19 protein-coding genes are annotated in these 16,506 nt (G+C 55.2%); 12 read left to right on the forward strand and 7 right to left on the reverse strand.

Annotation, left to right across the window (positions count from 1 at the left end; all coding sequences use genetic code 11):
- Window positions 1-219: 219 nt before the first annotated feature.
- The 3 genes from BFW87_RS24635 to mexE are packed head-to-tail and all read right to left on the reverse strand — an operon-like array spanning window position 220 to window position 6,068.
- Window positions 220-1,635 carry an efflux transporter outer membrane subunit gene (locus BFW87_RS24635; protein WP_078742315.1) on the reverse strand — a complete coding sequence of 472 codons (1,416 nt, stop codon included), beginning with the start codon at window positions 1,633-1,635 and terminating at the stop codon, window positions 220-222.
- Window positions 1,632-4,811: an efflux RND transporter permease subunit gene (locus BFW87_RS24640; RefSeq protein ID WP_078742316.1), complete on the reverse strand. Its 3,180-nt coding sequence runs from the start codon at window positions 4,809-4,811 to the stop codon at window positions 1,632-1,634. The genes BFW87_RS24635 and BFW87_RS24640 overlap by 4 nt, the downstream gene beginning before the upstream one ends.
- Window positions 4,812-4,826: 15 nt before the next feature.
- Entirely contained in the window at window positions 4,827-6,068 is a 1,242-nt protein-coding gene (gene mexE / locus BFW87_RS24645; RefSeq protein WP_078742408.1) for a multidrug efflux RND transporter periplasmic adaptor subunit MexE, read from the reverse strand.
- A 731-nt stretch (window positions 6,069-6,799) separates the two neighbouring features.
- Between mexE and BFW87_RS24650 the strand changes: the two genes are divergently transcribed.
- The 8 genes from BFW87_RS24650 to BFW87_RS24685 all read left to right on the forward strand — a co-directional run bounded on the left by BFW87_RS24650 (window position 6,800) and on the right by BFW87_RS24685 (window position 10,337).
- Complete coding sequence (locus BFW87_RS24650; protein WP_078742317.1) at window positions 6,800-7,177, forward strand: hypothetical protein; 378 nt, start codon at window positions 6,800-6,802, stop codon at window positions 7,175-7,177.
- A 405-nt stretch (window positions 7,178-7,582) separates the two neighbouring features.
- Window positions 7,583-7,870 carry a hypothetical protein gene (locus tag BFW87_RS24655; RefSeq protein ID WP_078742318.1) on the forward strand — a complete coding sequence of 96 codons (288 nt, stop codon included), beginning with the start codon at window positions 7,583-7,585 and terminating at the stop codon, window positions 7,868-7,870.
- A 1-nt stretch (window position 7,871) separates the two neighbouring features.
- Window positions 7,872-8,063, forward strand: a complete 192-nt coding sequence (locus tag BFW87_RS24660) for a hypothetical protein (RefSeq protein ID WP_078742319.1) — start codon at window positions 7,872-7,874, stop codon at window positions 8,061-8,063.
- Window positions 8,060-8,341, forward strand: coding sequence for a hypothetical protein (locus tag BFW87_RS24665; RefSeq protein ID WP_078742320.1), 282 nt, complete (start codon window positions 8,060-8,062; stop codon window positions 8,339-8,341). Before BFW87_RS24660 ends, BFW87_RS24665 begins: the two co-directional genes overlap by 4 nt.
- A gap of 233 nt (window positions 8,342-8,574) precedes the next feature.
- On the forward strand, window positions 8,575-8,976 hold the full coding sequence (locus BFW87_RS24670) for a HEAT repeat domain-containing protein (RefSeq protein WP_078742321.1): 402 nt from the start codon (window positions 8,575-8,577) through the stop codon (window positions 8,974-8,976).
- A 284-nt stretch (window positions 8,977-9,260) separates the two neighbouring features.
- Window positions 9,261-9,509, forward strand: coding sequence for a hypothetical protein (locus tag BFW87_RS24675; protein WP_078742322.1), 249 nt, complete (start codon window positions 9,261-9,263; stop codon window positions 9,507-9,509).
- Between the two features lie 25 nt (window positions 9,510-9,534).
- The gene (locus BFW87_RS24680) at window positions 9,535-9,795 is read left to right on the forward strand and encodes a hypothetical protein (protein WP_139372490.1); all 261 of its coding nucleotides are present in this window, start codon (window positions 9,535-9,537) and stop codon (window positions 9,793-9,795) included.
- A gap of 164 nt (window positions 9,796-9,959) precedes the next feature.
- Window positions 9,960-10,337: a hypothetical protein gene (locus tag BFW87_RS24685; RefSeq protein ID WP_078742324.1), complete on the forward strand. Its 378-nt coding sequence runs from the start codon at window positions 9,960-9,962 to the stop codon at window positions 10,335-10,337.
- Between the two features lie 15 nt (window positions 10,338-10,352).
- Here the strand turns inward: BFW87_RS24685 and BFW87_RS24690 are convergent, their stop codons facing one another.
- Window positions 10,353-11,198 (reverse strand): helix-turn-helix transcriptional regulator, encoded by an 846-nt coding sequence (locus BFW87_RS24690; RefSeq protein ID WP_078742325.1) that lies wholly within the window; start codon window positions 11,196-11,198, stop codon window positions 10,353-10,355.
- On the reverse strand, window positions 11,191-11,829 hold the full coding sequence (locus tag BFW87_RS24695; protein WP_078742326.1) for a YbhB/YbcL family Raf kinase inhibitor-like protein: 639 nt from the start codon (window positions 11,827-11,829) through the stop codon (window positions 11,191-11,193). Before BFW87_RS24695 ends, BFW87_RS24690 begins: the two co-directional genes overlap by 8 nt.
- Window positions 11,830-12,031: 202 nt before the next feature.
- Here BFW87_RS24695 and BFW87_RS24700 point away from each other — a divergent pair, with 202 nt between their 5' ends.
- Window positions 12,032-12,781, forward strand: a complete 750-nt coding sequence (locus BFW87_RS24700; protein ID WP_078742327.1) for a hypothetical protein — start codon at window positions 12,032-12,034, stop codon at window positions 12,779-12,781.
- Here BFW87_RS24700 and BFW87_RS32055 read toward each other — a convergent pair.
- On the reverse strand, window positions 12,753-13,091 hold the full coding sequence (locus tag BFW87_RS32055; RefSeq protein WP_176159818.1) for a hypothetical protein: 339 nt from the start codon (window positions 13,089-13,091) through the stop codon (window positions 12,753-12,755). The two genes, BFW87_RS24700 and BFW87_RS32055, sit on opposite strands and share 29 nt — an antisense overlap.
- Before the next feature lie 167 nt (window positions 13,092-13,258).
- Here BFW87_RS32055 and BFW87_RS32530 point away from each other — a divergent pair, with 167 nt between their 5' ends.
- Window positions 13,259-13,381, forward strand: coding sequence for a hypothetical protein (locus BFW87_RS32530; protein WP_439848402.1), 123 nt, complete (start codon window positions 13,259-13,261; stop codon window positions 13,379-13,381).
- Between the two features lies 1 nt (window position 13,382).
- A complete protein-coding gene (locus tag BFW87_RS24710) occupies window positions 13,383-13,913 on the forward strand; it encodes a contact-dependent growth inhibition system immunity protein (protein WP_078742329.1) in 531 nt (176 codons plus the stop codon).
- Between the two features lie 72 nt (window positions 13,914-13,985).
- Here the strand turns inward: BFW87_RS24710 and BFW87_RS24715 are convergent, their stop codons facing one another.
- Entirely contained in the window at window positions 13,986-14,900 is a 915-nt protein-coding gene (locus BFW87_RS24715; RefSeq protein ID WP_078742330.1) for a LysR substrate-binding domain-containing protein, read from the reverse strand.
- Between the two features lie 247 nt (window positions 14,901-15,147).
- On the opposite strand from BFW87_RS24715, the gene BFW87_RS24720 reads away from it, so the two are divergent.
- Complete coding sequence (locus BFW87_RS24720; protein WP_078742331.1) at window positions 15,148-16,170, forward strand: zinc-dependent alcohol dehydrogenase family protein; 1,023 nt, start codon at window positions 15,148-15,150, stop codon at window positions 16,168-16,170.
- Window positions 16,171-16,506: the final 336 nt, after the last annotated feature.

Raw genomic sequence — 16,506 nt, forward strand, 5'->3', positions numbered from 1 at the left:
GCGAGGTGCCGAGTGTTGGGGCAAGAGCCCTTTTAGTTACTTTTGGGGCTCTTTTCCAAAAGTGACCCGCCGTAAGGGCGGAACCCATATCAGCCGTGACCGCAGCAACGGATATGCCCCCAGCAAACCACCACACAGGCCAAAAAAAAAGCCCCACAACCAAATGGGCCGCAGGGCTAAAAATTGGCTGGATGCGACCAACCAAAGGAGCTCTTCAAATCACTTGCTGCTAGCCACCACCGTGTCCGGCTGCCAGCCACCGCCCAACGCTTTGTAGATCGCCACGATCCCGCGATACAGATCCACTTCGGCCTGAGCCTGCGAATCCTCGGCGGCCAAACGCTCACGTTGCGCATCAAGCAGCACGAGGAAATCCACCGTCCCTTCGCGATAACGAATGGCCGCCAGATCAGCCGCCGCACGGCTGGACTCACTCTGACGAATCAACGAGACCAGACGCTGCTGGCGTTTGCCGTAATCACTGAAGGCATTCTCCGATTCTTCCAGGGCCAGCAATACCTGCTGCTCATAAGTCGCCAGAGCGCCATCGGCTTCTGCATTCGCGCCACGCAACCGCGCACGCACGCTGCCCAGGTCAAACGCAGCCCAGGTGATGCTTGGGCCCAGGGACCAGGCATTCGCCGCGGCGGAACCAATCTGCGAGCCGCGCCCGGCGGTAAAGCCGAGGAAGCCGCTCAGGCTCACCCGTGGGAACAGGTCGGCCTTGGCCACGCCGATACGCGCGGTGGCGGCGGCGAGTTTGCGTTCGGCACTGAGGATGTCCGGGCGCCGTTGCAGCAGTTGCCCCGGGTCGCCAATCGGCAACGCCTTGGCAATCGCCGGCAGGTCTTTCGGGCTCAGGTCCACGCTCAGCTTGTCGGGGCGCTGGCCGAGGAGGGTGGCGATGCGGTTACGCTCGCGCACTTGCTCGGCTTGCAGTTGCGGCACGCTGGCTTCAACCGCCGCCAAACGCGCGTCGGCACGTTCAACGTCGAGCTGATCGCCCACGCCTGCATCACGCAGGCTGACGGTGATGGTGCGCGATTCCTGCTGGTTCTTCAGGTTGTCCAAAGCGATGCGTTCGCGCAGTTGAGCGCCGCGCAGTTGACCGTAGGCGTCCACCAACTCGGCAATCATGGTGACTTGCAGTTGGTACAGGTCGGCTTCAGCCACCTGTTGGTCAGCGTCGCTGGCTTCCAGGTTGCGGCGGATGCGGCCGAACAAATCCACTTCCCAGGCCATGTCCAGGCCCAGGTCATAGCGCTCGCTGTTCACACGCTGAGTGGTCTGGCCAGGAATCTGACCTTTGCCCACGTCGCTGCTGACCCGGCTGGTGACGACCGGCATGATGTCGTTGGCTGCGTCATCACGGATGGCGCGTGCCGCCCGCAGACGGGCAAACGCCACACGCAGATCACGGTTACCGTCCAATGACTGGGTCACCAGGCTGTCGAGGGTAGGGTCCTCGAACTGCTGCCACCAGATGCCTTCGTATTTGGCGTGGTCGTAGCTTTTGGTGTCGGCGGCGGCCGTGATGTTGGCCGCCTCCAGCTTCTCGGTTTTGTAGTCCGGGCCTACGGCACAGGCGGCAAGCGCCAGTACCAGCAAGCTCGGCAGGAATACTTTCACGCTCATTGCTGTGTCTCCAGCTTCAAGGCCTTGGCCGCTTTGCGGGCTTCGCCGCGTTCCACATGGCGACGGATCAGTACGTAGAACACTGGCGTCAGCAACAGACCGAAGAAGGTCACACCGATCATCCCGGAGAACACCGCCACGCCCATGGCATGACGCATTTCGGCACCGGCACCGCTGGACAACACCAGTGGCACCACACCCATGATGAAGGCGAACGAGGTCATCAGGATCGGCCGCAGACGCAGACGGCAGGCTTCCAGCACCGCGGCGAGCGGGTCGAGGCCTTCCTGCTGTTTGTCTTTGGCAAACTCGACGATCAGAATCGCGTTCTTACAGGCCAGGCCCACCAGTACGATCAGGCCGATCTGGGTGAAGATGTTGTTGTCGCCGCCCGAGATGATCACCCCGGTAATGGCCGACAGCAGCGTCATCGGTACGATCAGGATCACCGCCAGTGGCAGGCTCCAACTTTCGTATTGGGCGGCGAGTACCAGGAACGCCAACAGTACGCAGAGCGGGAACACGAACAGCGCGGTGTTGCCCGAGAGGATTTGCTGATAAGTCAGGTCGGTCCACTCGTAGGTCATGCCGTTAGGCAGTTCGTCTTTCAGCAATTTTTCAATCGCGGCCTGGGCCTGGCCGGAGCTGTAGCCCGGTGCGGCGTTGCCGTTGATTTCAGCAGTGATGAAGCCGTTGTAGTGCATCACGCGGTCCGGGCCCGAGGTGTCGCTGACCTTGATAAAGGTCGCCAGCGGGATCATCTCGCCTTTGTTGTTACGCACTTTCAGTTGACCGATCTGGTCTTCATCCAGGCGGAACTGTTGCTCAGCCTGCACGTTGACCTGGTAAGTACGGCCAAAGCGGTTGAAGTCGTTGGCATACAACGAACCCAGGTAGATCTGCAGGGTGTCGAAGATGTCGCTGATCGCCACGCCGTGGGTCTTGGCCTTTTCGCGGTCGATGGCAGCATCGACCTGGGGCACGTTGACCGTGTAGCTGGTGAACAGGCCGAACAGTTCAGGCGTGGTGCGGCTCTTGGTGATGATGTTCTGCACTTCTTTGTACAGTTCGTCATAGCCCAGGTTGCCACGGTCTTCGATTTGCAGGCGGAACCCGCCGATCGTACCCAGGCCCTGTACCGGCGGCGGTGGGAAGATCGCCATGTAGGCTTCCTCGATGCTGCTGTACTTGCCGTTCAGCGCACCGGCAATCGCACCGGCCGACATGCTCGGGTCTTTACGCTCATCGAACGGCTTCAAAGTCACAAACACGATGCCGCTGTTCGGACTGTTGGTGAAACCGTTGATCGACAGGCCCGGGAACGCCACGGCGCTTTCCACGCCCGGCTGTTTCAGGGCGATGTCGGACATGCGCTTGATCACGTCTTCGGTACGGTCCAGGCTGGCGGCGTCCGGCAGTTGCGCGAAGGCCACCAGGTACTGCTTGTCCTGGGCCGGTACGAAACCGGTTGGCGTGTGGGCAAAGCCCAGCCAGGTCAGAACCATCAGGCCGGCGTACAGGAACAGCGCGATACCACTGCCGCGAATCACACGGCGTACGGTGCCGACATAACCATGGCTGGCCTTCTCGAAGAAGCGGTTGAACGGACGGAACAACCAGCCGCCAAAGACCGCGTCGAGCACTTTGGAGAAGCGGTCTTTCGGCGCGTCGTGGCCCTTGAGCAACACCGCCGCGAGGGCAGGGGACAAGGTCAGCGAGTTAAAGGCCGAGATCACTGTCGAGATCGCAATGGTCAAGGCGAACTGCTTATAGAACTGCCCGGTCAAACCACTGATAAACGCAGCCGGGATGAACACTGCACACAGCACCAGGGCCGTGGCGATGATCGGGCCGGTCACTTCGCTCATGGCCTTTTCAGTGGCCTGGAACGGTTCCAGACCCAGTTCGATGTTTCGCTCGACGTTCTCCACCACCACGATGGCGTCGTCCACCACGATACCGATGGCAAGTACCAGACCGAACAGCGACAGCGCGTTAAGCGAGAAGCCAAACAGGTGCATCACCGCAAACGTACCGATCAACGATACCGGCACCGCCACCAACGGAATGATCGAGGCGCGCCAGGTTTGCAGGAACAGAATCACCACCAGTACAACCAGGATCAGCGCTTCGAACAGGGTGTGAACCACCGCTTCGATGGAACCACGCACGAAGATGGTAGGGTCATAGACGATGCTGTAGTCCATGCCTTGCGGGAAGCCCTTTTTCAGCTCCTCCATCTTGCCGCGCACTTCGTTGGAGATCTCGATGGCGTTGGAGCCCGGGCGCTGGAAGATCGGGATTGCCACCGCCGGCTGGTTGTTAAGCAACGAACGCAGGGCATATTGGCTGGAACCCAGTTCTACCCGTGCGATGTCTCTCAAGCGCGTGATTTCACCGTTATCGCCTGCGCGAATGATGATGTTCTCGAACTCTTCCTCAGTGACCAAGCGGCCCTGAGTGTTCACCGACAACTGGAAGCTGGTGGCACTCGGTGCAGGTTGCGCACCCAGGGCACCGGCGGCCACTTGACGGTTCTGCTCGCGAATCGCGTTGACCACATCGGTAGCGGTCAGGTTGCGCGAAGCGGTTTTGTTCGGGTCCAGCCATACACGCAGGGAATAGTCGCCCATACCGAACAGTTGCACGTCACCCACACCGCCCAAACGTGCCAGCTCATCCTTCACGTTGAGCAAGGCGTAGTTGGACAGGTACAGCATGTCGTAGCGTTTGTCCGGGGAGGTCAAGTGCACCACCATGGTCAGGTCTGGCGAGGCCTTGTCCACGGTAATACCGATGCGCGTCACTTCCTCAGGCAGTTTTGGCTGAGTCCGCGTCACACGGTTCTGCACCTGCACCTGCGCGTTGTCCAGGTCAGTGCCCAGGGCGAAGGTAATAGTGAGGGTCAGCTTGCCATCGGCGGTCGACTGCGAAGACATGTACAGCATGTTTTCGACGCCGGTGATGGCTTGCTCCAAAGGGGCCGCCACGGTTTCACCGATGACTTTAGGGTTGGCGCCCGGGAAGTTGGCACGTACCACCACGGTCGGCGGTACCACTTCCGGGTATTCGCTGATCGGCAGTTGGAACAGCGAGATCGCACCGGCGATCAGGATCAACAGCGACAGCACCGCTGCGAAGATCGGACGCGAAATGAAGAACTTGGAAAAATTCATCTTGAGTTGTATCCCTTAACCGCGTGGAGTCGCAGCGCTGGCAAGCTTGGGCGCGGTTTTTTCCGGCGCCACTTGCTCCAGGTTGCTGGCTTCAAGCGCTTGTCGTTGTTGTGCCAAGGCGGCGAGGGTTTCCTTGCTGGCCATCGGGATGGTTTCCGGAGCAACCGGCGACCCCGGGCGAATGCGCTGCAAACCCTTCACGACGATGGTGTCGTCCTTGTTCAAACCGCTGCGCACGATGCGCAGGCCTTCGATCTTCGGCCCCAGTTCCACTGCGCGATAAGCTGGCTTGTCGCCTTCCATCACCAGCACGAATTTTTTGCCCAGGTCGGTGCCGACCGCTTCGTCGTTGATCAGCACGGCGGAGTAGGTGCCGCTGCCCACCAGCTTCAGGCGTGCATACAGGCCAGGGGTGTATTCGCCCTTGCTGTTATCAAACACGGCGCGACCACGAATAGTGCCGGTGGCCGGGTTGACCTGGTTGTCGACGAAGTTCATCTGGCCCAGGTGCGGGTTGCCGGTTTCATTCGACAGACCCAGGTACACCGGGGTGGTCGCACCACGACGGCCTTCACGCGCCAGTTCGGTGTATTTGAGGTACACGCGCTCATCGGCGTCGAAGTAGGCGTAGACCTTGTCGGTGGATACCACGCTGGTCAGGGGGGTGGTGTCGGCGGTCACCAGGTTGCCGGCGGTGATTTCGGCACGGCTGACACGGCCGCTGATCGGCGAAGTCACGCGGGTGAAGCTCAGGTTCAGTTTGGCCAGATCCAGTTGGGCCTGGATTCCGGCGACACCGGCGCGGGCTTCCTGGGCAGCCGTGGTGCGCGAGTCAGCCAATTCGGCGGAGATCGCGTTGCTCTGACGCAGGCGTTCGCCACGTTGCGCTTCGTTATCGCTACGGCTGGCGGCGGCTTTGGTTTGGGCAAGTTGGGCTTCAAGGCGGCGCACTTCAGCCTGGAACGGACGCGGGTCGATCTGGAACAGCAAGTCGCCTTTCTTCACCAGAGCGCCCTCGGTGAAGGCAACCTGATCGATCTGACCAGACACGCGCGGACGAATCTGCACGGTTTCCGGGGCTTCGAGGCGACCGGTGAATTCATCCCACTCGTTGACCGGTTGTTCGAGCACCTTGGCCACACTGATTTTCGCAGGGGGCATGGCGGCCGCTTGTTCCGGGGTCTTGCCGCATGCGCTCATCACCACCACGGCCAGAATCGCCAAGGGGAAGCGCAAATGTTTGAGTGACTGTTCCATGAGGTGCATCCGCCAATGTATTTGAGATGGGCGGATCATGCGCGGCGGGGTGCTATGTCACGAATCGAATGAAACAAAGGTAACTATCATTCGGAATGATATAAGCGCGGAGTTAGCCCTCTAGAATGCGGGTTTCGTTAGGGTGCTATCAATAGGCGTGATGGCAACACTCTATTGCGCAGGCTGCAAGGAACCCTGGCGGTATTCCGAGTGTCGGCTGCCGCGCCGACGTTAAACCTGAGCTCATAACCCCACATAACCGGGGAACTGGCTGAAACAGCCGGTTTAGAGAGCCGCGTCAGAACTGCGCAAAAAATGACTCGATTTGGCTGTGTATGTATTGCGATACAAAGCCGTACATTTAATTGACGCCATCAAAGCGCCACCCTATGATCGCCTGAAATTGATGGCGCAACGCCATGTAGAGGGATCTAGCGATGTGGCGTTTTGCACGTCGGACAAGGTTTAGTCTGCTGTCCGCTATTTTTTGCCTGGGTTCAGCGGGGTCTTGAAGAACTCCAGGGGTGGCTGATCCAGCGGATTATTTATGGTCAAGTCATAACGCCCGCGTGGGGCATTCGTAAGATTGCAATTGGCTCGATATAGAGGCGTGTTTTGCCGCGTTGAGGAATACACAGTTGTAGCGGCACGAAAATTATATATTTTTTATGAGATATCCGAATATTAAACTTAATGTATTTGCATGCGATTGACGTTGAAGGTGAAGGTATATGAGCTATTCAGACCTGCATTACGCAATGCAAGCTCAATATGGGCGGGCAATGAATGATATCGGCTTGATTCTGCCTCAGGCATTTGCGATGGCTTATGATGAAATGTATATTCATTTGACTGCCCAGGATAACAAAGTACAAGTGATGGCATTTACGGCTTTGTTCATCGTTGCTATTGAAGGCGGCATGCGTTTTGAGTTGAGCGATCCTTTCGTTCGTGATGTGATTGAAGAGCTTTCTGTTGCGTACTCCAAGTTACACTGTCTGACGCTTAATGAGGAAGTTAGTGAGGATGATGAGCTTATGCTTGGGCATGTCAAAGGAGTATTACATTGCCTGGAGAGTTGGATTTTAGTAGGGCGGATAAATAGATAGTTTGGGTGCTTTGTCTTTTAGCGGTAAGGCATGGATGTTGAGCTGTTTTCCATGTTATTAACCTCCGGAATTTTTTTCATACGTAGGTCACGTTTACAGTTTGAAATTGCTGACGATCTTTTGGATGAATATGGTGTTTGTCTCACATTCTGGCAGTTGTGGTTTAAAGACGGCGTGAAAAAAGTGGGTTATTTTATCTTTAATTATTAATGGCGTCAGAAATTTCTACTAATGGCATTGTGTGTTGTGGTCGGGGCGAAAAATAAATCTGTTCCCTTTTTCTTACCCTTGGCTAAAATTCCGCTGAGACCCTATATTGGGAATGCTACCAACGTGCTTGGCAATATGGCAAGCTCAGGGGTTTGGGCATTTATGGGGGTGAGTTGAATTGCTAGGAGCGAGTAAATGATTAAGCCCACGTCAAAATTACAAGCGTTTTTACTACTGTTTGTTTATTGCTTCTTGGTGTTCATGGTTGGGAGTGTTGTCGGTCTATTTTTAAAGGCAGTGATCGTTTACGTGAGAATTGATGTGTGGGCATTCGGCTGGAAAGACGTTTCAGGTGTTGTTGCCGGAGTTTTGATATATACAGGTTTTACCACCGTAGGAGTCTGGGTATTGTCTAGACTTGAGAAGCGTAATAAGCGCCAATCAGCTGAAGCAGATAATGGGGGGAAAGATAATGGAAAATAGAATGAAAGGAAGCGGTTTTGTCTTTGACCCTATAATTAAAAAGAGGACAGATTGGATTTTTGAAATATTTTTTTCTTTTGTTGATCGCGCTGAAAAAATTGTAGGTGTTCGTATCGATCATCGAAGTCGTGGGGTACCGAGGTTGGATGTCGAAAATAAATATGTCGCCTTTTTTTTGGGAGCCAAGAAGTGACTGGGCAAGGATCAAAAATCAAACTGTTTCTGCTGTTAGTGCTTTATTGCGTGGGTTTGTTTGTGTTTTTAGCGTTCTTCGGGACGTTTGCTGCGGTCGTTGTGCATTACTTTAAAAGTGGTGATTGGGAATTTACAAAAATTGATATTTTTCGTCTGGTTTTAGGCGCTTTGGCTTATGCCCTTCCTGTCGCTGTGGGGGTGTGGATATTGTATTTGCTCAAGGAACGTAAGCGCTGCAAAACACACACTGCCGAGGAGGATAGAAAGGACGGATAGTGGATGAAAATAGAAGGTTAAGGGGAGAAAAGGGACCGATCTATATTTCTAGTTAATGACGTCAAAAAATTCAGAGAACGGCCTTGTGTGTTGTGGTTGGGGCGAAAAATAAACCTGTCTCCCTTGTCCGTAAATGGAGTTAACGGCGAGCTTAGCAAGGTGGGAGATCGGGTGACCCGGCTATCCTTGTGCCAAGGGTTGCACTGACCCGACAAAGTTCTGATAGGTGAAAAATGTTTAACGAGTATGAGCTTTTTTTGGACTCTATTGGTTCAGAGAACTATTGGTCAGACGTGGGCATGGATATCGCCCGCGCCAAAGTTTTGGAGTTTGATAATTCGGACTGGATCAAGCTTGAGTCCGTACTTAATGTGAAGCCTGATGATTGGCAGATTCGATGCGCGGAATCTCTCAGTGACTCAAATGATGAGAGGGCTATAAATATTTTGTTGAAGTTGGCTAAGTCTGAAGATGAGTCCATCATCATTCATGCTATTGAGTCAATTGAGTCTATTTTTTCTGCCGGATGCTTTTTTGATTCGGCTCGGGTAGTGCTCGCATTAAACGAGGGGTTTGAGGGTTCAACACGGACTGTTAAGCTGATGGTTGCTACATTGATTAAGAAGATTAAGTAAAACGAAAAAAAGGTCGGCCCTTGAGGGGCGCCACAACGCTATTCTAGGCTCTACGCTTGGTGGCACGCCTCGTCACGCAGAGTCCTTTCTAGTGTTAAGAAAAAGACAGGTCAGGCCACGATTTAATTTGATTCTACCATTTCGCATTCTAATCGTGGTCTGACTCCAGTTTTTTTACGTAGAAGAAGCCTTGTGGTCAGTTAAATTTGAAAATACGCTTGACAACTCAGGGGGGGCGCGCCAACTCCGCAGGAGTTGGAATAATATTAAATGGGATTAATCGTATGATTGACTCTGTCACTGGAAAGCTTGTTGTGTTGTTTAATGATGATGAGTTTGGCCCCTATATACGATTGCGCTGTTATGAAGATGCGATGGGGCTGGAAGAATTATTTGATGGTGTATATCATATTCCATACTGGACCAGGAAAACTAAAGAACTGCTTGAGTCGGGTGGAAATGAGTATTACTTTGGCTGTGCTGTGGACGTTGCTAAGTTGCAAGCTATACTTGACTCTATTGATTTAAGTTGAAGTTGTTTTGTTGTGTGGGGTTTTTATGATTGATAAAATATCTGGGCAAAGAGTAATGGTCTGTATAGATGAAAAATATGGGCCTTTTATCCAGATCATTGAGGACGCTGAGCCTGCGTGGCTTGAGAAAATTTTGCAAGGTGAGCTTTATATTCCTTATTGGGTTGTAAAAAAGGCAGCAGCAGACTGTTCTATCGTTTTACAGTATCACTTTGGTTTTGCTGTCGATCCAGTTAAGCTGCAGAAGATTATTGATGGAATTGAATGTGCTCAGATTAAATCATAGAATTAAAGCTTTGATCTGATATTTTGGGCGCCGTACGAAGTTTTGAAGCGTCAATGGGGTCTGACCCTAAGGGATCTCTTTAGTTTTCCGGCGACAAAGGAAGGCTTGAAAGCATTTTTAAAGGGGATTGGGAAATCAAGATTCGTCGGTCTCTTGAGAAAAGGATGAAAGATATGGAAGCCTCAGGGCGAGGGTGCTTCTATGCGGAGGCTGAAGAGGGCCAGGTCCTGTTTTCTACTCGCCTGGAAGATGGGCAGTTAGATATTTATATGGGCGGTTTTGCTTTTGGGAAAGACAAACTAATGTCCAGGGTTTTCTTTGCGGATGTTTCCAGTATTGACAGTCACCTGAACGCAGAGCTGTTTTCGAATGCCGGCCGCTCAGGTGATTTGGATTTTTACGTTCCTTTAGATATCAGGCATGCATCATCTAGCATTTCGCTCTCTGTACCGTTCTTGTCTTACTCTAATGTTATAAATATTCTGGTTGAGTTCCGAGAAGAATGGATGAAACAAGCAACGCGTTCAGACTATGATTTTTAATGGTCGCCTTCACGCCTACCGAATATCCTGCACCGAAAACCCAAACCGACTCCTGAACCGCATCGAAAACCGCGACAACGCCCGATACCCGCACGCATCCGCAATCTGCGACACGCCCAGGTGCGTCGTCTGCAGCAACATCATCGCGTGGTGCATACGAATCTCCGTCAGCAACGCACTGAAGCTAACCCCTTCATCTGCCAGCCGACGGCGCAAGGTCGCTTCACTCACCGCTAATTCACGGCCAGCCAGCGCGGCGGTCCAGGGCTGTTCGGGTGACTTGGCCAAGAGTTGGGTCAAGCGTTCCGCAAGGCCTGGCGCAGAGGGCCGTGAGTAGACAATGCCGCGCTCCTGCAGCGCCAGGAGCAGGCCCAGTGCGCGGTGGGTGTGCTGGAGTTCCGAGACGTCTGGTGACTCAATGCCGCGAATGCAGAACTGCAGCGAATCGTTCAGCCCTTCATCCAGCGAAATTTGCTGGCAGACCTCGACTGTAGAGGCTGGCGCGAGCATATGGCCGTAACGCTGATGAAATTCGGTGAGCAGTGCCGGGGCAAACGTCAGGAACTGCGCGGTGTAGGGCGCGCCGTCATCGGCGAGGGTCTTTCGCACGTTGACCTGGGTGTTTTTGGCCACGGCCAGCAGGCTTCCGGCGTCTTCCAACATCCAGCGCCCGACGGCATTTTCCACGACCAACGCGCCACAGGTGACCACCAGCAATGTGGCTTCGAAAAAACGGAAGTCCCGCGCGTAATGCCCGCGCGTCAACTGCGGCCGCGCGAGGCTACACACGTCTTGAGGTTGCAGCAGCGCGCCGGATGGCAACCGCCATTGGGCACGCAGGTCGGGGAGCGGTTTAGTCAACGCTGAGCAGCTCGTCAGGGGCCAGGGTGTAAGTGCCGGTCAGGCTGGCCTGGGCAAGAATATGACCTTGCAGCGCAGCCAGCACGGCGGCGCCATTGAGTGCACCTTGTACCTCCAGGTGCGCAACGTCCAGTGCATACAGCGTGAAAATGTAGTGATGCAGACGTTCGTCGTTCCACGGTGGGCAGGGGCCGTCGTAGCCGAAATAGTCACCGGCCATGTGTGGGTCGCCGGCGAACCACAGGCTGTAGTCGTTCAAGCCATGGCGCAGGCCACCGATGGTTTGCGGGCCGCTTTTGCCATGGGCGGTGATGCTTGCGCTGTGGCTGCCGGCGGTTATTTCACGGGCTCCGGCGGGGATGTCCAGCAGTAGCCAGTGGTAAAAGTCCACGCGCGGCAGGTCGAGGGCCACGCGTTTGCCTTCCTGATTGACGTCGTCGCCGACGCTGGGTACGTCCGGGTCGTGGCACACCAGCGCGAATGACTGAGTGCCTGGCGGCACGTCAACCCAGGCCAGGTGGGGGTTGCGATTGCTCGAGAGCGCGTAGTGATGGGCTGCATCGGGAACGGCGAAGGCGTATTCGCCCGGGATGGCCGTGTTGTCGGCGAAGGCGTGGCTGCTCAGTTTCATGGTCGAGCCTGGTGGGGGAGTGAGCGCTTATTCTAGGGTGAGGGCCGATGTGCATTTTGACCCAGCCAGTCAAAAAACCTACCGATACGCTCAATCACGCTTCGCGTATCACCATTGGCTGCCTATGACGGATCTTTGAACGAAAGGTGTACTTGTTAGATGGCATACTGCCGCGCGTGAATCGACGAGATCTTAAAAATATATGAAGCCCTATGTGCAGATCGCAATCAGGACGAAGTCTGAAACCAGTGGTTGGGGCGTTGGAGAGGCGCTCCTTGCGACGTTAAGCCGGGATGGGGGGTTACTTGTTCCGGAGCAGGTGTCGCACAACGCGGATAAATTCGTCGAGTCATTCATGGGCGTAGCCGCGACTGAGGCGTGGTGGGCTTCCAAGGCAATCCTACGAGTAGATGGCGTATCGTCTGACTTCCACCAGGATTTCGCCTGGCGGAGAAAGACGACGATCAAAAGCACCGGGAGCGTTGTTCACACGATGCGAAATGCCAGGGGGCGAGTGGTTCCAGGCTCAGTCCGCCTCCACTCGGCCATTAGCGAGAGAGTCGATTGGTATTCGCTCTTCAAGGCATGGTGTGAAGTTTTTCCCCCTCAGCTTGGAATGCTGCACCTTTTCAGTAAACCCGAACTCGGCCCTGGTACGAAAAACAATAGTTTTCAAATCGGCTCATTCAGAGCGGCTTTGAATCCGGTCGTGCCGGATATGGGGTGGGCCATGGTCTACGGCGATGAATTTGCTGGAGAGGTCGATGCTGAGCGGATTGCTGCATCAGGCTTTCCCATTGAAAAACTGAATAATGGGTATCTTGTAAGGGTTACAGAAAATATTCGGGACGTGGCAAGTGACTTTGCACTGTTCTCAAAGCGCCGGGCCGAGCTTAAGAGTCTGTTTCGAGAAGATTTTTTCTTTAATGAAAATGAGCCATCGGCTGATTGATCGCTCCCGCGCTCCAGCGTGGAATGATCGCAATGACCCCAGCAGCCAAGGGAGGCAGGTAATGAGCAGTGATCGGGAAGCATTGGAGAAAATCCTGGGCGGCGCCATTGAACAGCGTGGGCAGCGTGCCGTACCAGGCTTGAGTCCTGTTGAGGGCGTAGAGTTTGTTTACTACGAGGATGATGGAAAGAGTAAGGCAAAGAAGCAGTTCAACGCCCTCCTCGACGCGGCAGGTGTGATAAGGGCCACCAGCGGTGGGGTTGTTTCTGACAGTTGCAGCATTCATCTGCCGGATGGCCTTCAGTTCCATGCTCTCTCTTTCCATGGTGATCTAGAGGGCTGGCGCGAGGCTGTTGAGACTGGAGCAAAGGCCCGTGGTTTGCTCCTTGCCCGAATCGACGGTGACCAGTTTGTTGTGTCCGATGGGCGCTCGATTGCCCTGTCAGATTGTCAGGTGGAATTCCCTTAAGGCTGTTTGTGATCCGCTGGAATCCGTCGCTTCCTAGGGCCATGACTGGCACTCAGTGGGAACAGATCGATAAAGCGATCGAATACGGGCGCAGCAAGGGCGTTACCGTAAAAATCACCGTGGTGCATTAAGATGAATGATGTAGTGAAAACGGCCTGGGCGGATGCAGGCATGAACAACGAGCTTGTGTATGTCAAGACTTACTCCGGCTATCGATCCAGCCGAGCAGACCCGTTGGGGGTCGAGCATCACGCCAGTCCGGATATCAGTGATCAGGCACTGGGTGAGGCTGTATTGGACGCATTGGCTCATAGCCGCTTTGTGCTTCCCAAGCCGCGCAAGGATGTGTGGATTCACCCTGAGGCTACGTTTGATCGGGACCTGTACGACAACACTTTGACCGTTCAACGGTATAAGCAGTGGGTGGGCAATACGTTGGAGCGGTTTGGCTATAAGACGCGGCGTGCACTATTCAAAGACATGAAAAAGTGCAGTATCGAGCGTAGGGGAGGCCAGATAACGTTTCGTCCCAGTCATCATGAAAAACTGGAGTATTGGAGCGGTAAGGGTATCAGCGAAAGTTTGCATGTCACTGTTCCCTGTGAGAGCCCCCCTGCCGATATCGGTGCGGCCTTGCGCTTGGTATTTACCCGGTGTACGTGATGTGGCTCCACTGACCGTCGTTGACGGTCTATGGAGCGTTGTGGGAATAGCAGCGTATGACTCCGACAACGCCTAAAGACTGTCCGGATCCCCAAAAAACATCTGAATCCGCGACCGCAACCAACGCTCCCCCGGATCATTGTCCTGCGACCCACGCCAGGCCATATGCAATTCAAAGCTGCGCACCGGCAACGGTGGGTCTTCAGCCCGCAAGCCGCCCGCCGAGGTCAACGCGTCTGCCGCGTAGTCCGGCACGGTGGCCAGAATGTCAGTGCCTGCCAGCAGTGTGCCCAGCCCGTTGAACTGCGGCACAGCAAGCACCACGTGGCGTTTGCGGTCGAGTTTTTCCAGCTCTTCATCGATAAACCCGCTCAGGTCGCCGGCGAAAGACACCAGTGCGTGGGGGCGGGCGCAGAAGTCGTCAAGGCTTAATGAGCCCGGCACGCTGTCGGCCCGCAATAGTTTGGGCAGGCTGCGGCGCAGTACTTTGCGCTTGGCATTGGCCGGGAGGTCGGCGGTGTAGCTGACGCCGATGGAGATTTCGCCGGAGGCGAGCAAGCCGGGCATCAGGATGTAGTTGACACGTCGCACCACCAGTACGATGCCGGGGGCTTCGGCGCGCAGGCGTTTGAGCAATTGCGGCAGCAAGGCGAATTCGACGTCGTCGGACAGGCCGATACGGAATACCGCGGTGCTGGTGGCAGGGTCGAATTCGGCGGCGCGGCTCACGGCGGTGGAAATGGAGTCCAGGGCCGGCGAGAGCAGGGCGAAGATCTCCACAGCACGCGCGGATGGCTCCATGCTGCGCCCGGTGCGCACAAACAGTGGGTCATCGAACAGCCCGCGCAGGCGTGACAGGGCCGCGCTGATGGCCGGTTGGCCGAGGAACAGTTTCTCGGCGGCGCGGGTCACACTGCGCTCGTGCATCAAGGTTTCGAATACGATCAAGAGGTTAAGGTCGACACGACGCAGGTCGTTACGGTTCATCTTGTGTCCTGGAAGAGTCAGCAAACTTGACGAGAGCGGCCACGTAGAATCGATGACCAGCATGAATCTTACGGGGAAAGGCTGGTACTCTGCACAAGATAATTGAGTTTTCCTACGACACTTGAGGTCTATTCCTCAGTTGCGGAATCAATGACAGGCATGTCGACTATTAACGGCGACCGGTGGTCTTACCCGGAAAGCCCAGATAGAGTTCATGGCATTAGAGGTTACTTTGACGAGGTTTGCGATGTCCCGCACGATCCGTTTTCACAAGTTTGGTCCGGCCGAGGTGCTCAAGTGCGAAGAGCATGCAGCCGCGCAGCCTGCACCGGGCGAAGTGCAGGTGCGTGTCGATGCGATTGGCATCAGCTGGTACGACATTCTGTGGCGCCAGAACCTGGCGTCCTCCCATGCACGCTTGCCGTCTGGCCTTGGTCATGAGATGGCCGGGGTGGTGGTTGCCCTCGGTGACGGCGTGGATGATTTGGCAGTGGGCGATAAAGTGGCCAGTTTTCCGGCCGAGAGCCCCAATGATTACCCGGTGTATGGCGAACAGATCGTCTTGCCCCGTTCGGCCCTGACCCGTTACCCGGACGTCTTGAGCCCGATTGAAGCCAGCGTGCACTACACGCCGCTGCTGATTGCCTATTTTGCCTATGTGGACCTGGCGCGGGTCAAACCCGGCCAGTTTGCGCTGGTAACCGACGCCAGCCACTGTGCCGGACCGTCGTTTGTGCAACTGGGCAAGGCCTTGGGTGTGCGAGTGATTGCTGCAACCAAGGACAGCGCGGAACGCGAGTACCTGTTGTCCCTCGGCGCAGAAAAGGTCATCGTCACTGAAGAGCAGGACTTGCTGATGCAAATCAACAAGTTCACCGATAACCGCGGTGTTGACGTGGTGTTTGATGGCTTGGGTGGCCCGCAGATGTCGTTGCTCGGTGATGTACTGGCGCCGCGTGGCAGTCTGGTGCTTTACGGCCTGCAGGGTGGTAATCAGACCCCGTTCCCGGCGTGTGCAGCGTTTCAGAAGAACATTCAGTTCTTTGTTCACTGCATCGGCAACTTCACGGGCAAACCGGAACTGGGCATTATCCAGGATCAGGTGGCGCTGCAGCGTGCCTTGCGCGATATCAACCAGCTGACGGCAGACCGCGTGTTGGTTCCCCTGAAAACCACGGTGTTTCCGTTCAACCAGTTCGTGGAAGCGCACCGTTATATGGACGAATGCCCGTGCCGCGAGCGCGTTGCGTTGCAGGTTGAAGCTGTTTGACGTGTAGGAATATTCGTAAACGAGTATTCCCCAAGCCCGGCGTATGGGACAAATACGCCATTTGACAGGGCTTAACCCACGCACTGCCTGAGTCGGGCAACGGCCGTTTCGGCCAGCAAAAGATACCTTTCCCCTTGGCGCCGCCCTGAATCTCAGTGCGGCGTCTTTGCGTGTGCGCCACCGTTGCCTCGGCCGATGTTTATCTGAACTGGTTTTCGGCCAACTTCTGTGTCTGTTAATCAAGATTTCAGTCCTGATAATTGTGACTTCACTTTCATCTCAAGGACTGAGTAATGATTGAATCTCTGATAGTGCTGCGAGCGTTTCCGGCAACTT

The organism is Pseudomonas fluorescens (assembly GCF_002022275.1).
Classification (GTDB): Bacteria; Pseudomonadota; Gammaproteobacteria; order Pseudomonadales; family Pseudomonadaceae; genus Aquipseudomonas; species Aquipseudomonas fluorescens_AJ.

Bases quoted from the DNA above. Each gene is read 5' to 3' on its own strand.
- mexE (WP_078742408.1), bottom strand. From the start codon at position 6,068: ATGGAACAGTCACTCAAACATTTGCGCTTCCCCTTGGCGATTCTGGCC.
- BFW87_RS24685 (WP_078742324.1), top strand. From the start codon at position 9,960: ATGAAAGATATGGAAGCCTCAGGGCGAGGGTGCTTCTATGCGGAGGCT.
- BFW87_RS24720 (WP_078742331.1), top strand. From the start codon at position 15,148: ATGTCCCGCACGATCCGTTTTCACAAGTTTGGTCCGGCCGAGGTGCTC.
- BFW87_RS24710 (WP_078742329.1), top strand. From the start codon at position 13,383: ATGAATGATGTAGTGAAAACGGCCTGGGCGGATGCAGGCATGAACAAC.
- BFW87_RS32055 (WP_176159818.1), bottom strand. From the start codon at position 13,091: ATGGAACTGAAGGCCATCCGGCAGATGAATGCTGCAACTGTCAGAAAC.
- BFW87_RS24680 (WP_139372490.1), top strand. From the start codon at position 9,535: ATGATTGATAAAATATCTGGGCAAAGAGTAATGGTCTGTATAGATGAA.
- BFW87_RS24655 (WP_078742318.1), top strand. From the start codon at position 7,583: ATGATTAAGCCCACGTCAAAATTACAAGCGTTTTTACTACTGTTTGTT.
- BFW87_RS24650 (WP_078742317.1), top strand. From the start codon at position 6,800: ATGAGCTATTCAGACCTGCATTACGCAATGCAAGCTCAATATGGGCGG.
- BFW87_RS24640 (WP_078742316.1), bottom strand. From the start codon at position 4,811: ATGAATTTTTCCAAGTTCTTCATTTCGCGTCCGATCTTCGCAGCGGTG.
- BFW87_RS24660 (WP_078742319.1), top strand. From the start codon at position 7,872: ATGAAAGGAAGCGGTTTTGTCTTTGACCCTATAATTAAAAAGAGGACA.
- BFW87_RS24695 (WP_078742326.1), bottom strand. From the start codon at position 11,829: ATGAAACTGAGCAGCCACGCCTTCGCCGACAACACGGCCATCCCGGGC.
- BFW87_RS24670 (WP_078742321.1), top strand. From the start codon at position 8,575: ATGTTTAACGAGTATGAGCTTTTTTTGGACTCTATTGGTTCAGAGAAC.
- BFW87_RS24715 (WP_078742330.1), bottom strand. From the start codon at position 14,900: ATGAACCGTAACGACCTGCGTCGTGTCGACCTTAACCTCTTGATCGTA.
- BFW87_RS24700 (WP_078742327.1), top strand. From the start codon at position 12,032: ATGAAGCCCTATGTGCAGATCGCAATCAGGACGAAGTCTGAAACCAGT.
- BFW87_RS24635 (WP_078742315.1), bottom strand. From the start codon at position 1,635: ATGAGCGTGAAAGTATTCCTGCCGAGCTTGCTGGTACTGGCGCTTGCC.
- BFW87_RS24675 (WP_078742322.1), top strand. From the start codon at position 9,261: ATGATTGACTCTGTCACTGGAAAGCTTGTTGTGTTGTTTAATGATGAT.